The following is a 17,320-nucleotide window of genomic DNA, read 5'->3' on the forward strand; positions in this document are numbered from 1 at the left end:
ACAAATGCCTACTGTTTTTGACTTTTGTGAAAAGTAGTGGCGATGGACTCGATACTCGAAGGGGTATAGCGTGGTCTTTTTAACCGGTGGTGTTAATTCTTAACATTCATCATTTAAAGTAACATAATAAATATTGGGTTTTTTAATGAAAACTTTTGTAGCAAAACCAGAAAGCGTACAACGCGAATGGTTCTTAGTGGACGCCGAAAATAAAACTTTAGGTCGTATCGCTACTGAAATTGCAAGCCGTTTACGCGGAAAGCATAAAGCAGAATATACTCCTCACGTAGATACTGGCGATTACATCGTTGTTATCAATGCCGAGAAAGTGAAAGTAACTGGTAATAAAGCGAAGGGTAAAATTTACTACTCGCATACAGAATTCCCAGGCGGTCTTAAGCAAATTAGCTTTGAAAAGTTAATTGTAAAAGCTCCAGAGCGTGTTTTGGAATTTGCTGTTAAAGGTATGTTACCTAAAGGACCTTTAGGTCGTGAAATGTTCCGTAAGCTTAAAGTTTACGCGGGCACTGAACATAAGCATACTGCACAACAACCACAACTTTTGGAGCTTTAAGCAATGGCTGATAATCAATATTACGGTACTGGTCGTCGCAAGAGCTCAACTGCTCGTGTGTTCATGAAAGCTGGTAACGGTGCAATTACAATTAACAAGCGTGACATTTCTGTATACTTTGGTCGTGAAACGGCTCGTATGGTTGTTCGTCAACCATTAGAATTAGTTGAAATGGTAGAAAAGTTTGACTTTAACATCACTGTTGTAGGTGGTGGTATTTCTGGTCAAGCTGGCGCAATTCGTCACGGTATTACTCGTGCATTAATGGAGTTTGATGAAACTTTACGTAGTTCTTTACGTGTAGCTGGTTTCGTAACTCGTGATGCTCGTAAAGTTGAACGTAAGAAAGTTGGTTTACACAAGGCTCGTAAAAAGCCACAATTTTCAAAACGTTAATATATACCTTATACGTTTTCAAAAAACCGACTTTATGTCGGTTTTTTTATATCTGCAATTCAGAAATACCTTCCAAAATATTACGATTAGTCTTTTTGATAAAATAGTAAAGGAGAAACTATTTTTTATCCTCAATTTTTAAATAATAATCTTTCGTATTTAGCGGAGCGTCCAATGTGGTAAAGTCAGTGATATAATGATATATAACTGATGTTTCGCTTATTTTTACTTGTAAAAAAGTGCATATTTCTTTATTATCAGAAAAATTTTTGTCGCAAGTTTTGGCAAACAATTGGAAAGTATTTCCTCTTGCAACTCGCTGTAGCTGTGAGAATAATAATTCGAATTTGTTTGAAACAATGTTATTTGGAGATTTTGAATGAGCAATGCGCCCGTGAATAACGGCCGTCGACGCTTTTTAACTGCTGCTACTTCGGTAGTCGGTGGTGTTGGTGTTGTCGGTTTGGCTGTGCCTTTCATTGGTTCTTGGAACCCTAGTGCTAGAGCGAAAGCTGCTGGTGCTCCGGTTGAAGTCAATGTGAGTAAAATAGAACCTGGTCAATTAATCCGCGCTGAATGGCGAGGAAAACCTGTTTATGTGGTCCGAAGAACAGAAGAAATATTATCAACTTTATCGGCGCATGACGATCAATTGAAAGACCCCGGTTCAGAAGAGCCTCAACAACCGACTTATGCAACCAATGCATATCGTTCAATTAAGCCTGAGTTTATGGTTGCTTTGGGCGTTTGTACTCACCTAGGTTGTGCTCCTACTCACCACCAAGGCGATTTTGAAGAGTTTGTTGAGGGTGTAAAAGATGGTTTCTTTTGTCCTTGTCACGGTTCTAAATTCGATATGGCTGGACGTGTTTTTCAAAGCGTTCCTGCACCAACAAATTTGGTGGTTCCTGAACATTCATTCCCAACAGCAGACACCTTATTAATCGGTGTTAGTACAGGAGAAGTATAATGTTTGCAAATTTTATGTCCTGGATTAATCAACGTTTACCGTTAACTGACGCTGTAAACAAACACGCTGGACAGTACCCTGCACCTAAAAACTTTAATTTTTGGTATGTATTTGGTGTTTTAGCGAGTGTCGTACTCGTCAATCAATTGTTAACGGGTGTTTGGTTAACAATGAGCTATGAGCCATCAGGTGAAGGTGCGTTCGCTTCTGTAGAATATATCATGCGTGATGTTGATTACGGCTGGTTACTTCGCTATATGCATTCTACAGGCGCGTCAGCGTTCTTTGTTGTTGTTTATATGCATATGTTCCGTGGCATGATGTACGGTTCATACCAAAAGCCTCGTGAGTTACTGTGGATCTTCGGCATGTTGATCTTTTTAGTGCTTATGGCTGAAGCGTTCATGGGTTACTTATTACCCTGGGGCAATATGTCTTATTGGGGCGCGCAGGTTATTATTTCTCTGTTTGGTGCAATTCCAATTATAGGTGATGACTTAACACTTTGGATACGTGGTGATTACGTTATATCAGGTGCTACCTTAAACCGTTTCTTTGCCTTACATGTTATTGCAATGCCACTGGTTTTAGTTGTATTAGTTTTCTTACATATTCTTGCACTTCATGAAGTGGGTTCGAACAACCCTGAAGGCACAAATATTAAAAAACCTAAAGGTAGTGTGCCATTAGAAGAGCATAGTAAATTTACTTTCCATGAGCAATATACTAAAAAATACGATATCGTCGATGCGATCCCATTCCACCCCTATTACACAGTTAAAGATTTAGTGGCGATTGTTATCTTCTTAATCATTTTCTCTTGGGTAATGTTTTTTAACCCTGAAGGCGGTGGCTATTTTATGGAAGCGCCAAATTTTGAACCTGCAAATGGTTTGAAAACACCAGAGCATATTGCACCAGTTTGGTATTTTGGTCCTTTTTATACCATTTTACGTGTTATCCCTGATAAGTTATTAGGGGCAGTTGGTATGTTTTCTGCGATCATTGTCTTATTCTTATTACCTTGGTTTGACCGTGGTACAGTGAAATCTATTAAGTTCCGTTGTACGGCTCATACGGTTAACTTAGCGCAATTTGTTATTTGTTTCATTGCTTTGGGTATTTTAGGTACGTTGCCATCAACACCGGTCTACAACTTAATTGGTACTATCGCCACGTTTGGTTATTTTGGTTTCTTTCTTGCCTTATGGGTGTACAGTAAGAACGAAAAAACTAAGCCAGTTCCAGAGAGGGTTTCAGGATAATGAATAAATTTATTAGAGCTTTTATTTTTGGGATTTTTGCGCTTGTGCCAATGTTAACACTTGCTGCTAGCACTGGTGTTCATTTAGACAAAGCCGGTAATGATTTAAGTGACAAAGAATCACTTAAACGTGGTTTTCAATCTTACATTAATTATTGTTTAGGTTGTCACCAGTTACAGTACCAAAGATACAATCGTACTTTTGAGGACTTAGGTATTAGTGAAGCCGATGGTATTGCTAATTATATGTATACGGGTGAAAAAGTCGGTGATCATATTACTAATACTATGCCAGCAAAAGATGCGGCTAAATGGTTTGGTAATACACCACCAGATTTAACGTTAATGGCGCGTTTAAAGCCAGGGCCTGATTATATTTATACCTACTTGCGTTCTTTCTACGTTGATCCAGAACGTCCCTTTGGCGTTAATAACACCATATTAAAAAACGCGGGTATGCCACATGTTTTGCAGGGGCTACAAGGTGTTCGCACAATGGACGAAAATGGTAAACTCAGTGAAGCAACAGGTGGTTCTATGACCGTTGAAGAGTACGATGCCTTTGCTCGTGATTTAGCCAACTTCTTAGAATATACCGGTGAGCCAAGCAAACTTAAGCGTGAAGCGATGGGATATTGGGTAATAGGCTTCTTATTTATTTTCCTTATTTTTGCTTACTTACTTAAAGTTGAATATTGGAAGGATGTACACTAACAATTATTGTTAATGTACAGCGTTTTATTTATGGGGGGCTTTGGCCCCCTTTGTTAGTTTTTTATTACAGATTTTTGGAGGCATTATGGCCGTAGCAGCAAACAAGCGTTCAGTGATGAATTTATATTCCCACGCTGATGATATGTATAGTCATCAAACACGCATCGTACTCGCTGAAAAAGGCGTTGGCGTTGATATTCATTTAGTTGATTTAGCTAACTTACCAGAAGATTTACTCGATTTAAATCCCTATGGTACAGTACCAACGTTAATTGATCGTGAATTAGCATTATACGAAGCATCAATTATTATTGAATATTTAGACGAGCGTTTCCCTCATCCGCCATTAATGCCAGTTTACCCAGTATCACGGGGTCGTAGCCGTTTGATGATGCATCGTGTAGAACAAGATTGGTATAGTCTAGCAAAAATAATTATGAGTGGCCCAGCAGAAGCTGCGAGTAAAGCGCGTCAAGAACTTAAAGAAAGCTTACTAAGTGTTGCACCAATTCTTAATGAAGCACCGTATTTTATGAGTGAAGAATTCAGTTTAGTTGATTGTTATTTAGCTCCATTATTATGGCGTTTGCCTGCTTTAGGTATTGAGCTGGATGGTGAGGGCTCTAAAGAATTTAAAGGTTATATGTTGAAGTTATTCGAACGTGAATCATTTCAAGCATCATTAACTGAAGATGAACGTGAAATTCGTTTAGGTATGTTTTAGCCTTGGCATCTCCAGAAATGACTTCTAATAAGCCTTATATTATTAGGGCTTTTTATCAGTGGATCTCTGATAATCAACTTACGCCCTACATTGCTGTAGATGTGAGTGTTTACGGTGTGTTAGTGCCAATGGCCTATGTCAGTGATGGACAAATTGTGCTGAACGTTTCAATGTCAGCCGTGGGTTCTATTTCCCTTGGGGATCATGCTATAGAAGTTAGTGCACGCTTTGGTGGCAAGCTTGAGCACATTGTTGTGCCCTATGGCGCAATCGCGGCTATTTACGCAAAAGAGAATGGAGCAGGTACATCGCTAGCTATTGAGCATTCTGAACCTGAACTGAGCGAAGATATAACGCCTGTAAAACCTGTAGGGCTATCAAGTGTATCCTCAGATAATACCAGTACTGACAATACTAATTCAGAAGTGAAATCACCAAAAGTGAAAGGTAAGCCTAGCTTAAAAGTGATTAAGTAACTCTATTTATAAATTATTGCTTATAAAAAAGCTTCACAAGTATGTACTTGTGAAGCTTTTTTTATGCTTATATTTAAAATATTTGAAGGTTAAATATACTCAAATATTTTGAAAACGCGGTTTACACCACTGATATTACGCGCAATATTTACCGCTTCATCTGCGTGTGCTGCGCTGATTAAACCCATCAAAAACACCTCGCCATTCTCAGTAACGACCTTAATATTAGTTGCATCAATATTATCGCTGCCAAATAGGGCTGTTTTAACTTTTGACGTTAACCAAATATCGTTGGTTCTTGTGGTAACCGAGGTGGTGTTACTGATACGAATTTGATTATGTAGCTGTATAATTTGCTTAACTTCGTTAATCGACTTTATTGCTAAATCACGTAAATAAGTATTCGGCGCTTGTCCTATAACAAGCACACTTCGATTAACACTGATCACTTGTAAGTTAGTATTATCATCGAGTGCTTGGTGCTTTGAAAGCTTAGCATAAGCATCAAATTCGATTTTTTGATCGTCGAGCTGTGTACCTATACTGCGTTCATCCGTAGCGGCAGATGCTCCACCAATAATAGTAACAACAGCTGCGGCAACACATCCTTGTAAAAGTAAAGCAGCGCTAAGTGTTATAAATAATTTTTTAGCGTGCATATTAACTCACATCTTGCGGAAATAACGTGGTATCAATAATATCGCACAAACAGTGTATCACTACTAAATGAACTTCTTGAATTCGTGCTGTACGAGATGATGGAACGCGTATTTCTACATCGTTATCACCCAGTAAACCCGCGATATCTCCACCATCGCCACCGGTAAGTGCAATAATTGGGATGTCGCGTGATACTGCAGCTTCAATGGCTTTTACCACATTACGAGAATTACCACTGGTTGAAATTGCGAGAAGAACGTCGCCATTATTCCCAAGTGCTCTTACTTGCTTAGAAAATATCTCATCAAAGGAATAATCATTCCCAATTGAAGTAATGGTCGAGGTATCTGTTGTTAAAGCTATTGCTGGCAATGGTGGACGCTCAGTTTCATAACGGTTTAATAACTCGGCTGAAAAGTGTTGTGCATCACCCGCTGAGCCACCGTTACCACAAGCTAGTATTTTATTACCTGCTAATAGGCTTTGCACCATTATCATACCCGCATGCTCAATAGGGCCAGCTAATAACTCGCTGGCGGCAATTTTGGTTTGGATACTTTCGGTAAAGTTACTTTTGATCCGTTCTAACATAAATGAAACTCGCTCCGTTTATTGTCTCTAAAAGGCATTTTTTAGCCAGGTAATATCGAGATTGTTTATATTACCTTGTAAAGCAATAACATCAAATCGACAAGAGGTATTATATTCGTTTAAGCCACATTGTTGCAGGTAAAATGCGGCTGTTTTTCTAATTTTTTGCTGTTTTTTTTCCGAAATCGCTGAAATCGCTCCACCAAATAGTGCCGAAGCACGATATTTCACCTCTATAAAGACGATAGTGTTGCCATCTTTCATGATTATATCAATTTCACCCGCGCGGCTATAGAGGTTTTTTTCTTGGATAATCAATCCTTGTTCCACAAGATAATTAGCGGCAACCTTTTCAGTTATATTACCCGTTTCTCGGGTGGTAACCTTTTTAGTCCATGGATATTTCAGAGACGTTACCATTTTGATAAATACCCCATAATAAACTTCGAGTTAGTGTATTATTACTATTTAATTTTAAGATACCTGTTTGACCGTAATGACGAATATAAGGTTTTTGTTTCATTAATGGTAGTTTATCAACTAAATATAAGCTGTCGTAACCCATGGCAAATATTCGTTGTAACGAGTCACTACGACTTGGCCAAAGGGTTTTACTCAACTGAGCTAGCTGAGCATTTTGTTGCTGGCTACTTAAAAGCCAAGGCATTTCAGTAAATATAAGGTTGCGAAGGTCGTTATGCTGACTTGAGTCCTGTTTACTACTATGGCTTCGAGAGCTTGCATACACAGGGATGATTTTAGCAAAAGGGCTAGTATTTACATCAATATAGGGTTTCAGTAATTTAGTTTGTGCAGGAGACCCCACTAAGTAAAACATATCTATATCTCTGCGGTTTCTTGATTCTGTATCTATGCTTTGTTTTAATCTAATTTTCAAATCTTTAATGCGAGCTTGGCTTAGATCAACTTCTAAACTTGCCTTTAATTGCTCTTGCATTTTTTTACCTTTTTCGAAATAAACGACTTCAGGTAAATAACCATTGAGAAGTTGCCACTGTTGGGTAAATGCTTGAGCAATTCTCTGACTGGCCGTATCTCGATGACTTAGTAGCACCGGCGCACGATAATTTTTACGGCTTAGTGTGGTTGCTGCTTGGAAAGCTTCGTCTTCTGGGCGCATTGACAGTATAAATTGTTCAGTATTAAGTGATACATTTTCAGGGGTGTTCAGTAATAAACTGGGGATTAATATTTCATGCAGAGCGAGATACTTGTCAACATTTTCTTTAAGCAATGGACCGATAACAAAATGGCTATCTAAGGTGATGAGCCGTTCATTTAAGAGCGACCAATCGAGCGTATCAGTATCAATAAAGCTTAAGTTTTTATAAGGTATATTATTATAAGCCGCTAGAATACCTTGTTGGGCTGCTTTTCCTGCAACTGCTTGTTTACCTGACAAAGGTAAAATAATAGCGATATTTTGAATAACTTGCTTAGTGGCTAATTTGCCAGCCCTTAAGCTTTTGATGATGGCTTGCGCAGGGTGGGCTGAAAAGTCTCGTTGCCACTGGGTTAAGTAACGATCAAAACGGTCAATGTCACCACCAAATTTATGTGCATAAGTTAACAGCTGCTGCCAACCTTCAATATGAGGTGGGTTTAAGTCCGATAATTGGTCGAGTTGCCAAGTAGACAGCACACTCAATGCTTGCCATAGTGAATGAATATCATTGTTATTGGTGCTAGGGCTAATAGCAAACCAATGCAGCTTCGCATTGATCGAGCTAATTTCTAGGGCTCGACGTTTTTGAACCTCAGCAAACAAGTTGTAGTAGTCTTCGTGATGCATAATGCCATTTTTTGCTGAAAATTGTTCAGCAATTTCTAGCTGCTTAAAAGCTAATGCCACTTCGCTTATTTTAAGGAAACCATTTGCACTGACTAACGCTAAGCGATATTTAAGTGCTTCGCTTTGTGTTAATTGAACAAGTTGCTGTGATAACCATAACGCTTGTTCAAAACTACCTTCATTTATAAGCTTTTCACTTGCTTGGGTTAACGTAGCGATCGCTTGATCTGATGCTTGTGTTTGTGCAGACAACAGGAGTTGTTGTGCCGTTATTTTATCATCAGAAGTTTCCAGAGATTTTTTAAATGGAGCATCTGCTACTTGTTTGGTGGTTGCTTTTTTCGATGTACTACAACTCGTCGTCAATGTAGCGGTTAGTAAAACCACAAAACAAAGAGAAGTTATGCGATAAAAAGTGCTTTTATTTGAAAACAAAAAATTAGTTTGGCTCACCAGTGATAAATCCGTACTTTATTAGTTAGCTTTATAATAAACTTCATCTTCATCAGTCTCAACTTAAGTATTCATTATGTCGTCAGTATTTGTAGAATCAGGCACGCTTTACATTGTCGCCACACCGATCGGGAATTTAACCGACATCAGTCAACGCGCACTTGATGTGTTAACGCATGTGGATATTATTGCCTGTGAAGATACTCGCCATACTCAAAGATTATTATCGACGTATTCTATAAAAAATAAAACATTATCATTGCATGACCACAATGAACGCCAACGCCAAGATTATGTTGCAACACTTTTACAAGAAGGGAAAAGCATTGCGCTGGTTTCAGATGCCGGTACGCCATTGATCAGTGATCCTGGCTTTCACTTGGTGCGTCATTGCCGCCAACTTAATTTACCTGTTTCTCCTATACCTGGTGCTTGTGCAGCAATAGCTGCGCTTTCAGTTGCGGGTTTACCCACAGACCGCTTTTCATTTGAAGGTTTTCTTCCTTCAAAATCAGGCGCTAGACAAGCAACGTTAGCGAACTTACTAGAAGAACCACGCACTATGGTTTTCTATGATGCACCACGTCGAGCGATTGATACCGTTGAAGACATTGTAAAAGTGTTAGGGGGTGAACGCCATGTTGTTATTTCTCGTGAGTTAACTAAAACGTTTGAGACCATTCACTCAGATACAGCGTGTAACTTATTAGCGTGGTTAAAAGAAGATCCCAATCAATTAAAAGGTGAAATGGTTTTAATTATTGAAGGTAATAAAATAGACACAAACGCAATTCCTGCAAAGGCTATTGACACACTTAAGTTATTGTTAGAAGAAATGAAACCTAAGAAAGCCTGTGCCATTACCGCTGAAATTTATGGCGTGAAGAAAAATGCGTTATATGAAATAGTACTCTCGCTGAAGTAATTCACGATACATGAATTAAACAACGTAAACTAAATATATTATCAATTGGCTATCGGTAAAAATTCAGGTAAAATGCGCGGCGAGTTGACCAGACAATCGCTGCTTTATCAAAGTATCAGATGTGCAAACTGAAGATATATAGATAGAGGGGAGGAAAGTCCGGGCTCCAATGAGCAGGGTGCCAGGTAACGCCTGGGCGGCGTGAGCCGACGACAAGTGCAGCAGAGAGAAGACCGCCGATGGTTGTTCTTAGGAACTTCACAGGTAAGGCTGAAAGGGTGCGGTAAGAGCGCACCGGATTGCTGGTAACAGTAATTGCAGGGTAAACTCCACCCGGAGCAAGACCAAATAGGGTTTCATGACTGTTCGAGCGTAAGTTTAAATAGTATAAGCGTGGTTCGCGTGGAAACCGGGTAGGTTGCTTGAGCCTTAGAGCGATTTAAGGCCTAGACGAATGATTGTCACTCTTTTTCGAAAGAGATACAAAACCCGGCTTATACGGTCAACTCGACTAATTCAAGAAAAAGCCTCTGCAGTAATGTAGGGGCTTTTTTTGTACTTATATCAGCTTAAGCTCAAGAAATTTTACACGGTTAGCTACATGGTGATAACGCTGGCGTTAAAGGTTATTAATATCAACTTGAAATATTATGTAATGATTAAGATAACCTAGTGTTTATTTCTAGATTTAAGAAAATCTTTTAAAGATGGGTTTGAGTAACAGGTCATTGCTCCCCCCATAAACTTACTTAACTGAAGTGGTCATGTAATATTGGCCACAGTGTTGTAGCTTAACTCATCTCTTCTTTCTGATTCATTTGGGCTTATTCCACCGTTATACGTATGTGGCCGGGTCTTATTGTAATAATCCATGATGTAATTAATGATTGCTTGTTTGGCTTCATTAAAATTCTTATACCCTATCAAAGGTATCCATTGCGTTTTTAAACTTCTAAAATATCGTTCCATTGTGGCATTATCCCAACAATTTCCGCGGCGGCTGATGCTTTGTGTGATTTGATAACGCCACAGTCGTTGCCTAAACTTTCGGCTGGTGTAATGCGTTCCTCGGTCTGAGTGTTAAGTGATATTTGTCACTTGTATAGATTAATTATAGAATCAGAAAAAAGCTAGCTAGAACGTCTCTAATCCGCACTTTACGGTCAATATTGCAGCTTAGAAAACCAAAAAGCCAGTGACCGAAATTGGGAACTGCGCTTCTTAGCTGGCAGACAAGAAATGTCTGGCTTCGTATCAAAGTGAACATAAACAGGGGTGTTTTTACTCGTAAATTTAGACAGCTTTGTGGCAATAGTGAATATTAAATAAAACCTCTCAATCTCATTTTATGTCTAGAAATTACACTAGTGATGTCTATTCACAAATGCCTCAAATGTGGCATTAGCGCCCTAAACAGTTTCACCATTTTTACTCTTACATTATATCAGATTATTTGAATAGGTAGATTGATTGCTTAGTCTCCTAACTGGCAACCTCTAGCACTGTAATCAATACTACAGTTTAGGTTACAGTGTTTTACCAACCGTATTTTTGCATGATCACCTCGATTAAGTGTAACCTTTATCCTAATTTTAAGTTTGTAATCTAACTCCTGGGGATAAAGGTACAGTATTAAAATTGCTTATGCTCGCTGTTCAACTCAAAATCAAAACTTAGATAATCAACTAGAATAACTTAAAGGTTATGAGAAAATATTTAAGGAAAAACTGAGTAGCGTTAAAAGTGATCGTCTATAGTTACATAGTGCAATTGATTATTTAAGGTAAGGGGATAGTATTGTCATTACAAAGTTAGACCGTCTTGCAAGATCATTAACTGACTTGCACAAGTTGGTTGATATGATTGAAGCGAAAGGTGCTACTCTTAATGTTCTTAATCAAGCAGTTGATACTTCAAGCAGTAACGGAAAACTTATGTTTAGCATGTTAGGTGCATTGGCTGAATTTGAGAAAGACATTATCAATGAGCGAGTTCAGAAAGGACTTGAGCGAGTAAGAGCAAAAGGTGTTAAGTTTGGCAAACCTCGCCAGATCCCTGATAAAGACCGTAAACGTATTGTTGAACTCGTTGATGATGAAAATACTAATTTAACTAAACAAGAAATTGCCGATATGATTGGTTGTTTTAGGAATTAGGTTTATAAGATTTATAGAGACAATAAAGGCTATGTTAAATGCCTGAGTTAGTGGCATTGGATCCGACTAAGTGGTCATACAACAATGAATAAAATTTTTAGCAATAGCGTACACGGGCAGTTAAGTTAACTATCTTCTGCCCCAAAGGCGATAGTGCTAAATGTATGTGATGATTTGGTATGAAAAACTTCATCATGACACAATACATTTTATTTAGTTTATTCGGTCACAAGCAGCTATTAATCTCTTAGCATACGCAAATGCACGGATTTTACCCAAGTTTAAGTAACAAAAAATAAAGAGTTAAACGTTAACAATAATAAGAAAACAACTAATGCAATTTGTTTTAAAGGGATACTAAAAATAATGGCTTTATCTACCATATGATTCGTGTAAATTATTAATGATAAAACAATGAAGGAAGAGGTGGATATAATTGAATATAACCATTTAAATGCATATTTATCAATATTATAGCCATGCGTAATAAGTTCACCAAATATTAAATTGTACTTTTTTATCTCCTGTGTGTTCGTGAATGAACCTAATGACACTGCCATACTTAATATCTGTAATGATAGGTTCAGCAGTTTCCTCTTCAGGTGTAACAACTTCATAGTCAGAAATATGTAAGAAAAATTCATTGAATTCCTTTCCAGTCAAATCGGTTGGTATCGTATTCCAGGTCGTTTTTTTGGATTTTCAGCCATCAATATTATTGTCTACTATGAAAAATGAGTAGTTTATCTAAAACGCCTTTCAGATAAATTCACTGGTCTGCTGAAGTTCGATATGAGTTGAGAGTTAGATAATGGCTAATCCTGACTTGGCTCTCATGTAAATTGTAAAACTGATGATATTATTATTCTGTACAGTAAGCATGAAGATAATTATTTAGTGCTTCAGCAACTTTTTCATAAGTATAGGGTTTGACAATAAAACCGTTAACGCCAGCGGAAATCGCTGTTTTCACATTATGTAAATTGCCCAAACCACTAATAATTACTACATAAGCTGAAGGTTCGATGCTATGAATGGCTTGTAGCACTTTTAAACCATTAATATATGGCATTTCAATATCAAGAAAAGTAACATCTATATTACCTTTATTCGTATTAAATAACTGCAAGGCTTTTTTTCCATTACATGCTTGTATCACATTATGATTACCATAAGTTGTTAAATATTCACTCAGTAGGCTCAACATCAAAGGTTCATCATCGGCAACCAAGATGTTTAATTTTCTATCAGGCATATGACCTCTTTTTTGGAATATATGTGGAAAAGCTTAACGGGAATTTACTAGGTAATTATAAATTAATTTCATCAGTTATTTTAGTTGTTATTTGCTGTAATGTATCTAATTGGATAATAATGAGGCTATATTTCTTCGTTAGCAAAGATTGATAAAGTATATCTGCTTGCTGACTAACTTCAGGAAAGCCAAAAGATCCCCCTAAACCTTTTAAATTATGTAACAAGTTTTGTAGTTTTAACCAATTTTTTTCTTCTGCCATCTGTTGAATTTCAGCTAATATTGTTGGCAAGCCTTCAATGAAAGTATTGATTAAAACTTGTTGTTGTTCTACCTGCTTAATATTTTTTGCTACTGACGGTTCAAGATCTATTGATGCGGTAGGTAATATGTTTGCTAAGGTTTGATAAAAAGTCTGGATTTCTATCGGTTTTTTTAAATGCCCACTAAAACCAGATTTTAGGTAAAGTTCAATATCGTTATTAGAAATATTTGCTGTTAATGCGATTATTGGCTTAGAAAATCCAGTAGCACGTAGTATTTTAGTTGCTTCAATACCATCAACTTCTGGCATTTGTACATCCATTAAGACCATATCAAAGTCATTACTCAGTGCCACTTCTACCGCTAATTGACCATTTTCTACTAAGGTCACTTTAGCGCCAGTACGTTCAACATACAGGCGGATCAACTCTTGGTTATCAGGCCAATCTTCAGCCAATAAAATATTCCCTGTAAGCGTGGGAATTTTATATTCTTTGGCATTATGCTTATGTTTTATTTTATCAATAGCTGAGTGTTCGTTCAGCCATTGCAGCACTTGAACCGCTCCCATACCAATACTAAATGAAAATTGACTGCCAATACCTTCCTGGCTAGTGAGGTGCATTTCTCCGCCCATCGCTTGGGTTAACTCCTTAGAAATACTTAAACCTAAACCAGTACCACCAAACTTACGAGTGGTAGATGAGTCAACTTGGGTAAACTCTTCAAAAACTGACGCTATCTTATTCTCAGGTATACCTATTCCGGTATCAACAACAGAGAAAGATAACAAATTAGTCTGCTGATCGGCGGAAATATTTATTGTGATCCCACCTTTTTCAGTAAATTTTATCGCGTTACCACATAAATTAAGTAATATTTGCTTTAATCTTGTCGGATCACTTTGGATTACGCCAGGAATAGGTAGTAGGTAATTAATGGTTAAATTCAGTTTTTTTTCAGTTGCTCGTTGCCCAATGAGTTCTTCCAACTCTTGCATTATTTCTACAGGCGATACCGCAATATTTTCTAAATCTAAACAATTAACTTCAATTTTAGAAATATCTAAAACATTGTTCATTAGTTGCAGTAAGTAATTACCATTGCTGATGATTTTATTGATCCTTCTATGCTCTTCCTCAGGTTCAATAGGATCTTGTAAAATGCTTTCGGCAAATCCTAAAATTGAGGTCATTGGCGTCCGTAATTCGTGGCTCATGGTGGAAATAAAAGCTCCCTTGGCACGATTTCCTGCCTGTGCTGCTTTTTGGGATATTTCAAGTGCATGATTAGCGGTGGTGAGTTCAGTTGTTCTTAGTATAACTTGTTTTTCTAAATGTCGACTATATTCAGCTTTTTGGTGTAATTTGGTTTTATAGGCACGAATATAGAAAAAGAAGATCATAATGACAAACAGTATGTATAAGCTATAAGCCCACCATGACTCCCACGGTGCAGGTGTCACTTTGATATTCAGTGCTAAGGATTTTTCGCTCCAAATACCATCATTATTAGCGCCTTTTACCCGAAAAATATAATCGCCCGCAGGGAGGTTGGTAAACGTAGTTCGATGAACTTTACCTATTTCGATCCAGTTTTGGTCAAAGCCTTCTAATTTATATTTATAGTTGTTTTTTTCTGGTGCGGTGTAATCTAAACCTGCAAATTCAAACGCTATTACGTAGTCTTTGTAATCAAATATTATATTGTTAAGCCCTGCTACAGCATCTCCAAATTTGGTTTTTTTATTAATTTTCAATAAACCGGTTAACAATACGGGCAGTTGATTGTTATTCTCTTTAATTTCAGCAGGAGTAAACATGTTAAAGCCATTAGAACCACCAAAAAATAGCTGCCCATGGCGACTATTCATTGCTGCGTTATGATTAAACTCATTCTCTTGTAAGCCATGAGAAACATCATATTGTTTCAGTTGTTCTGTTTGTGGGTCTAATCGAGTTAAACCACGGTTAGTGCTTAGCCATATAAAACCTTGACCATCTGCAACAATACCGTAAATCACATTACTGAGTAATCCTTGTTTCTTTCCATAGTGTTTAAAGCGCACCTTACCTGTTTTTCGATCTGCAGCAGCCCAACGATTCAAACCACCTCCCCATGTACCTACCCATAAATCGCCTTGGGGATCTTCTAGTATTGACCAAGCAACATTATTACTTAAACTATCAGGGTCTTTACTATTATGAAGATATTGAGTGACAGTTTCTGTTTTAGGATCAAATAGGTTTAAACCTCCACCCTCTGTTCCTAACCATAAAGTATTATTTTTACCCTGATGTATAGACAAAATTCGGTCGGTACTGAGACTTTTATCATCGTTGACATCATGACGAAAGTGTTTGAAAGTTTTTGTTGCTGGTTCAAAGCGGTTTAAACCACTGGTATATGTTGCTACCCATAATACCCCTTGATTATCTTGATATATGTCAGTGACGCCATTTGCACTTAAACTCGTTATTTCTTTCTCGTTGTGGGTGTAGTGAGTAAATAAGTTTGTTTTAGGATTATAGTGGTCAAGGCCTTTACCACGGGTGCCAATCCATAGCGAGTCATCAGCATCGCTGTGAAGAGACATAATACGGTTGTCACTCAAACTTGAAGCAGCGCTCTCATCAACTTTAAATCTGGTAAAAGTATTTTTTTGTGGATTAAATAAATTAAGGCCATCATAACTGCCTACCCAAACATCACCATTGTTACGCTCACTAAATGCCGTAATGATGTTACTCGATAGGCTATTCTTATTGTTGGGGGTTTGACGGTAATGAGAAAAGTCAGAGGGGCTCCATTTATTTATTCCTCCAAAGGTACCAAGCCAAAGTACACCACCATTGTCTTGATATAATGTTCTTGTGCGGTTATCACCTAGGCTGTATAAGTCTTTAACATCGTGACGAAATTGCGTAAAATTATCACTTGCGGGTTGCCAAAGACATAGGCCATTGTCGGTTGCCAGCCAAATATTATCAATATTGTCCTGAAAAATATCATGTATGGTATTAGCACACACGCTTGTTTTATCTTCATTTTGAGACTTATACTGAGTAACATTATTTTGCTGATCAATGGTGATTAAACCATTGCGATAGGTGCCTATCCATACTCTTTGTTGTTCATCAACGAATAAGCTTCTAATACTGTAATCATGCAGCTTTATTGAGATATTATCTTTTAATGTAAAATTGGTAAAAGTCAGTGTATTAATATCAAATATATTTATGCCTTTATCTGTACCTAACCACAATTGTCCTTGCTTGCCTTGGTGAATAGAACGAACATTATTATGATTTAGCGTTACTTTGCTGTTTGTATCATGTAAAAAGGATTGAAATACTTCAGTTGTTGGATCAAACCTATTTAATCCGCCACCGTCTGTACCTATCCAAAGAATGTGATCTTTATCTTCAAAAATCACATTAATTCTATCGCTACTGAGGTTATGAGATTTTTTACTAAAATGTTCAAATGTCTCTGATATAGGGTCAAAACGATTTAAACCACCGCCATCAGTACCTAACCACAATAAACCATTATGATCCTCAAACATAGTGTAAATAGCGTCATGAGATAAGGAATTACTATCGTTGGCTTCATGACTAAAAACGCGAAATTGATAACCATCAAAACGGTTTAAACCTTCCTGAGTAGCAAACCACATAAAACCTTGACGGTCTTGTAGAATAGAAAAGACAGCTTGTTGAGATAAACCTTGTTTTAGGGAATATTTTTGAAAACGAATATTGTTATTGTTTGCTAAAACTTGGCTAGCGTAAAGATGAGTAGTAAAAAATAGTGAGGCAATTAGTAATAAATTCAGGTCACACTTAAGCGAAAACCTGAATTTTAATATTAGCTTAATAAATACCCTCACTATGTTATTCAATAAGTTATTGGTTCCATAATTTTATTTCTAAATAAATATTAAAGTTTAAAGTGTAAGGTTAATTTAGTCTTCAACCCAAACGTTAACATCAATATTAGCAGCATCATTTATGCTATCACGCCACATGTAACCATCACGCCACATGTAACCATCACGCCACATGTAACCATCACGCCACATG

Annotated in this window: 15 protein-coding genes, 1 other RNA gene and 1 pseudogene; 10 read left to right on the forward strand and 7 right to left on the reverse strand. The window is 37.4% G+C overall.

Annotation, left to right across the window (positions count from 1 at the left end; translation table 11 throughout):
* Positions 1 to 145 precede the first annotated feature (145 nt).
* From rplM to H4J73_RS01070, 7 genes are all read left to right on the forward strand, one after another.
* The gene (gene rplM, locus H4J73_RS01040; protein ID WP_182179214.1) at positions 146 to 574 is read left to right on the forward strand and encodes a 50S ribosomal protein L13; all 429 of its coding nucleotides are present in this window, start codon (positions 146 to 148) and stop codon (positions 572 to 574) included.
* Between the two features lie 3 nt (positions 575 to 577).
* A complete protein-coding gene (rpsI, locus tag H4J73_RS01045; protein ID WP_182179216.1) occupies positions 578 to 970 on the forward strand; it encodes a 30S ribosomal protein S9 in 393 nt (130 codons plus the stop codon).
* 379 nt (positions 971 to 1,349) lie between these two features.
* Positions 1,350 to 1,940 (forward strand): ubiquinol-cytochrome c reductase iron-sulfur subunit, encoded by a 591-nt coding sequence (gene petA, locus H4J73_RS01050; protein ID WP_182179218.1) that lies wholly within the window; start codon positions 1,350 to 1,352, stop codon positions 1,938 to 1,940.
* Positions 1,940 to 3,205: a cytochrome bc complex cytochrome b subunit gene (locus H4J73_RS01055; protein ID WP_182179220.1), complete on the forward strand. Its 1,266-nt coding sequence runs from the start codon at positions 1,940 to 1,942 to the stop codon at positions 3,203 to 3,205. Before petA ends, H4J73_RS01055 begins: the two co-directional genes overlap by 1 nt.
* The gene (locus H4J73_RS01060; RefSeq protein WP_182179222.1) at positions 3,205 to 3,918 is read left to right on the forward strand and encodes a cytochrome c1; all 714 of its coding nucleotides are present in this window, start codon (positions 3,205 to 3,207) and stop codon (positions 3,916 to 3,918) included. Before H4J73_RS01055 ends, H4J73_RS01060 begins: the two co-directional genes overlap by 1 nt.
* An 85-nt stretch (positions 3,919 to 4,003) precedes the next feature.
* Entirely contained in the window at positions 4,004 to 4,642 is a 639-nt protein-coding gene (gene sspA / locus H4J73_RS01065) for a stringent starvation protein SspA (protein ID WP_182179224.1), read from the forward strand.
* Positions 4,643 to 4,659: 17 nt separating this feature from the next.
* Positions 4,660 to 5,118 carry a ClpXP protease specificity-enhancing factor gene (locus H4J73_RS01070; RefSeq protein WP_182179309.1) on the forward strand — a complete coding sequence of 153 codons (459 nt, stop codon included), beginning with the start codon at positions 4,660 to 4,662 and terminating at the stop codon, positions 5,116 to 5,118.
* 89 nt (positions 5,119 to 5,207) lie between these two features.
* Here H4J73_RS01070 and H4J73_RS01075 read toward each other — a convergent pair whose 3' ends face one another.
* The 4 genes from H4J73_RS01075 to H4J73_RS01090 are packed head-to-tail and all read right to left on the reverse strand — an operon-like array spanning position 5,208 to position 8,635.
* Positions 5,208 to 5,777: a BON domain-containing protein gene (locus tag H4J73_RS01075; RefSeq protein WP_182179225.1), complete on the reverse strand. Its 570-nt coding sequence runs from the start codon at positions 5,775 to 5,777 to the stop codon at positions 5,208 to 5,210.
* A 1-nt stretch (position 5,778) separates the two neighbouring features.
* Complete coding sequence (locus tag H4J73_RS01080) at positions 5,779 to 6,369, reverse strand: phosphoheptose isomerase (protein WP_182179226.1); 591 nt, start codon at positions 6,367 to 6,369, stop codon at positions 5,779 to 5,781.
* A 27-nt stretch (positions 6,370 to 6,396) separates the two neighbouring features.
* Positions 6,397 to 6,789 (reverse strand): YraN family protein, encoded by a 393-nt coding sequence (locus H4J73_RS01085; protein WP_182179227.1) that lies wholly within the window; start codon positions 6,787 to 6,789, stop codon positions 6,397 to 6,399.
* Positions 6,758 to 8,635: a penicillin-binding protein activator gene (locus H4J73_RS01090; RefSeq protein WP_182179228.1), complete on the reverse strand. Its 1,878-nt coding sequence runs from the start codon at positions 8,633 to 8,635 to the stop codon at positions 6,758 to 6,760. Before H4J73_RS01090 ends, H4J73_RS01085 begins: the two co-directional genes overlap by 32 nt.
* 76 nt (positions 8,636 to 8,711) lie before the next feature.
* Between H4J73_RS01090 and rsmI the strand changes: the two genes are divergently transcribed.
* Positions 8,712 to 9,560 (forward strand): 16S rRNA (cytidine(1402)-2'-O)-methyltransferase, encoded by an 849-nt coding sequence (rsmI, locus tag H4J73_RS01095; RefSeq protein ID WP_182179235.1) that lies wholly within the window; start codon positions 8,712 to 8,714, stop codon positions 9,558 to 9,560.
* Positions 9,561 to 9,640: 80 nt separating this feature from the next.
* An RNA gene (gene rnpB / locus H4J73_RS01100) (RNase P RNA component class A) lies at positions 9,641 to 10,074 on the forward strand.
* Between the two features lie 248 nt (positions 10,075 to 10,322).
* Here the strand turns inward: rnpB and H4J73_RS01105 are convergent.
* A pseudogene (locus tag H4J73_RS01105) lies at positions 10,323 to 10,640 on the reverse strand (integrase core domain-containing protein); the annotation flags it as partial.
* Between the two features lie 716 nt (positions 10,641 to 11,356).
* Between H4J73_RS01105 and H4J73_RS01110 the strand changes: the two are divergent.
* Positions 11,357 to 11,716, forward strand: coding sequence for a recombinase family protein (locus tag H4J73_RS01110; RefSeq protein WP_182169364.1), 360 nt, complete (start codon positions 11,357 to 11,359; stop codon positions 11,714 to 11,716).
* An 862-nt stretch (positions 11,717 to 12,578) separates the two neighbouring features.
* Here the strand turns inward: H4J73_RS01110 and H4J73_RS01115 are convergent.
* Positions 12,579 to 12,971: a response regulator gene (locus H4J73_RS01115; protein WP_182179237.1), complete on the reverse strand. Its 393-nt coding sequence runs from the start codon at positions 12,969 to 12,971 to the stop codon at positions 12,579 to 12,581.
* 55 nt (positions 12,972 to 13,026) lie between these two features.
* Positions 13,027 to 17,139: a hybrid sensor histidine kinase/response regulator gene (locus H4J73_RS01120; RefSeq protein ID WP_182223821.1), complete on the reverse strand. Its 4,113-nt coding sequence runs from the start codon at positions 17,137 to 17,139 to the stop codon at positions 13,027 to 13,029.
* Positions 17,140 to 17,320 lie beyond the last annotated feature (181 nt).

It is taken from the genome of Colwellia sp. MB3u-41 (assembly GCF_014076845.1).
Taxonomy (GTDB): Bacteria; Pseudomonadota; Gammaproteobacteria; order Enterobacterales; family Alteromonadaceae; genus Colwellia_A.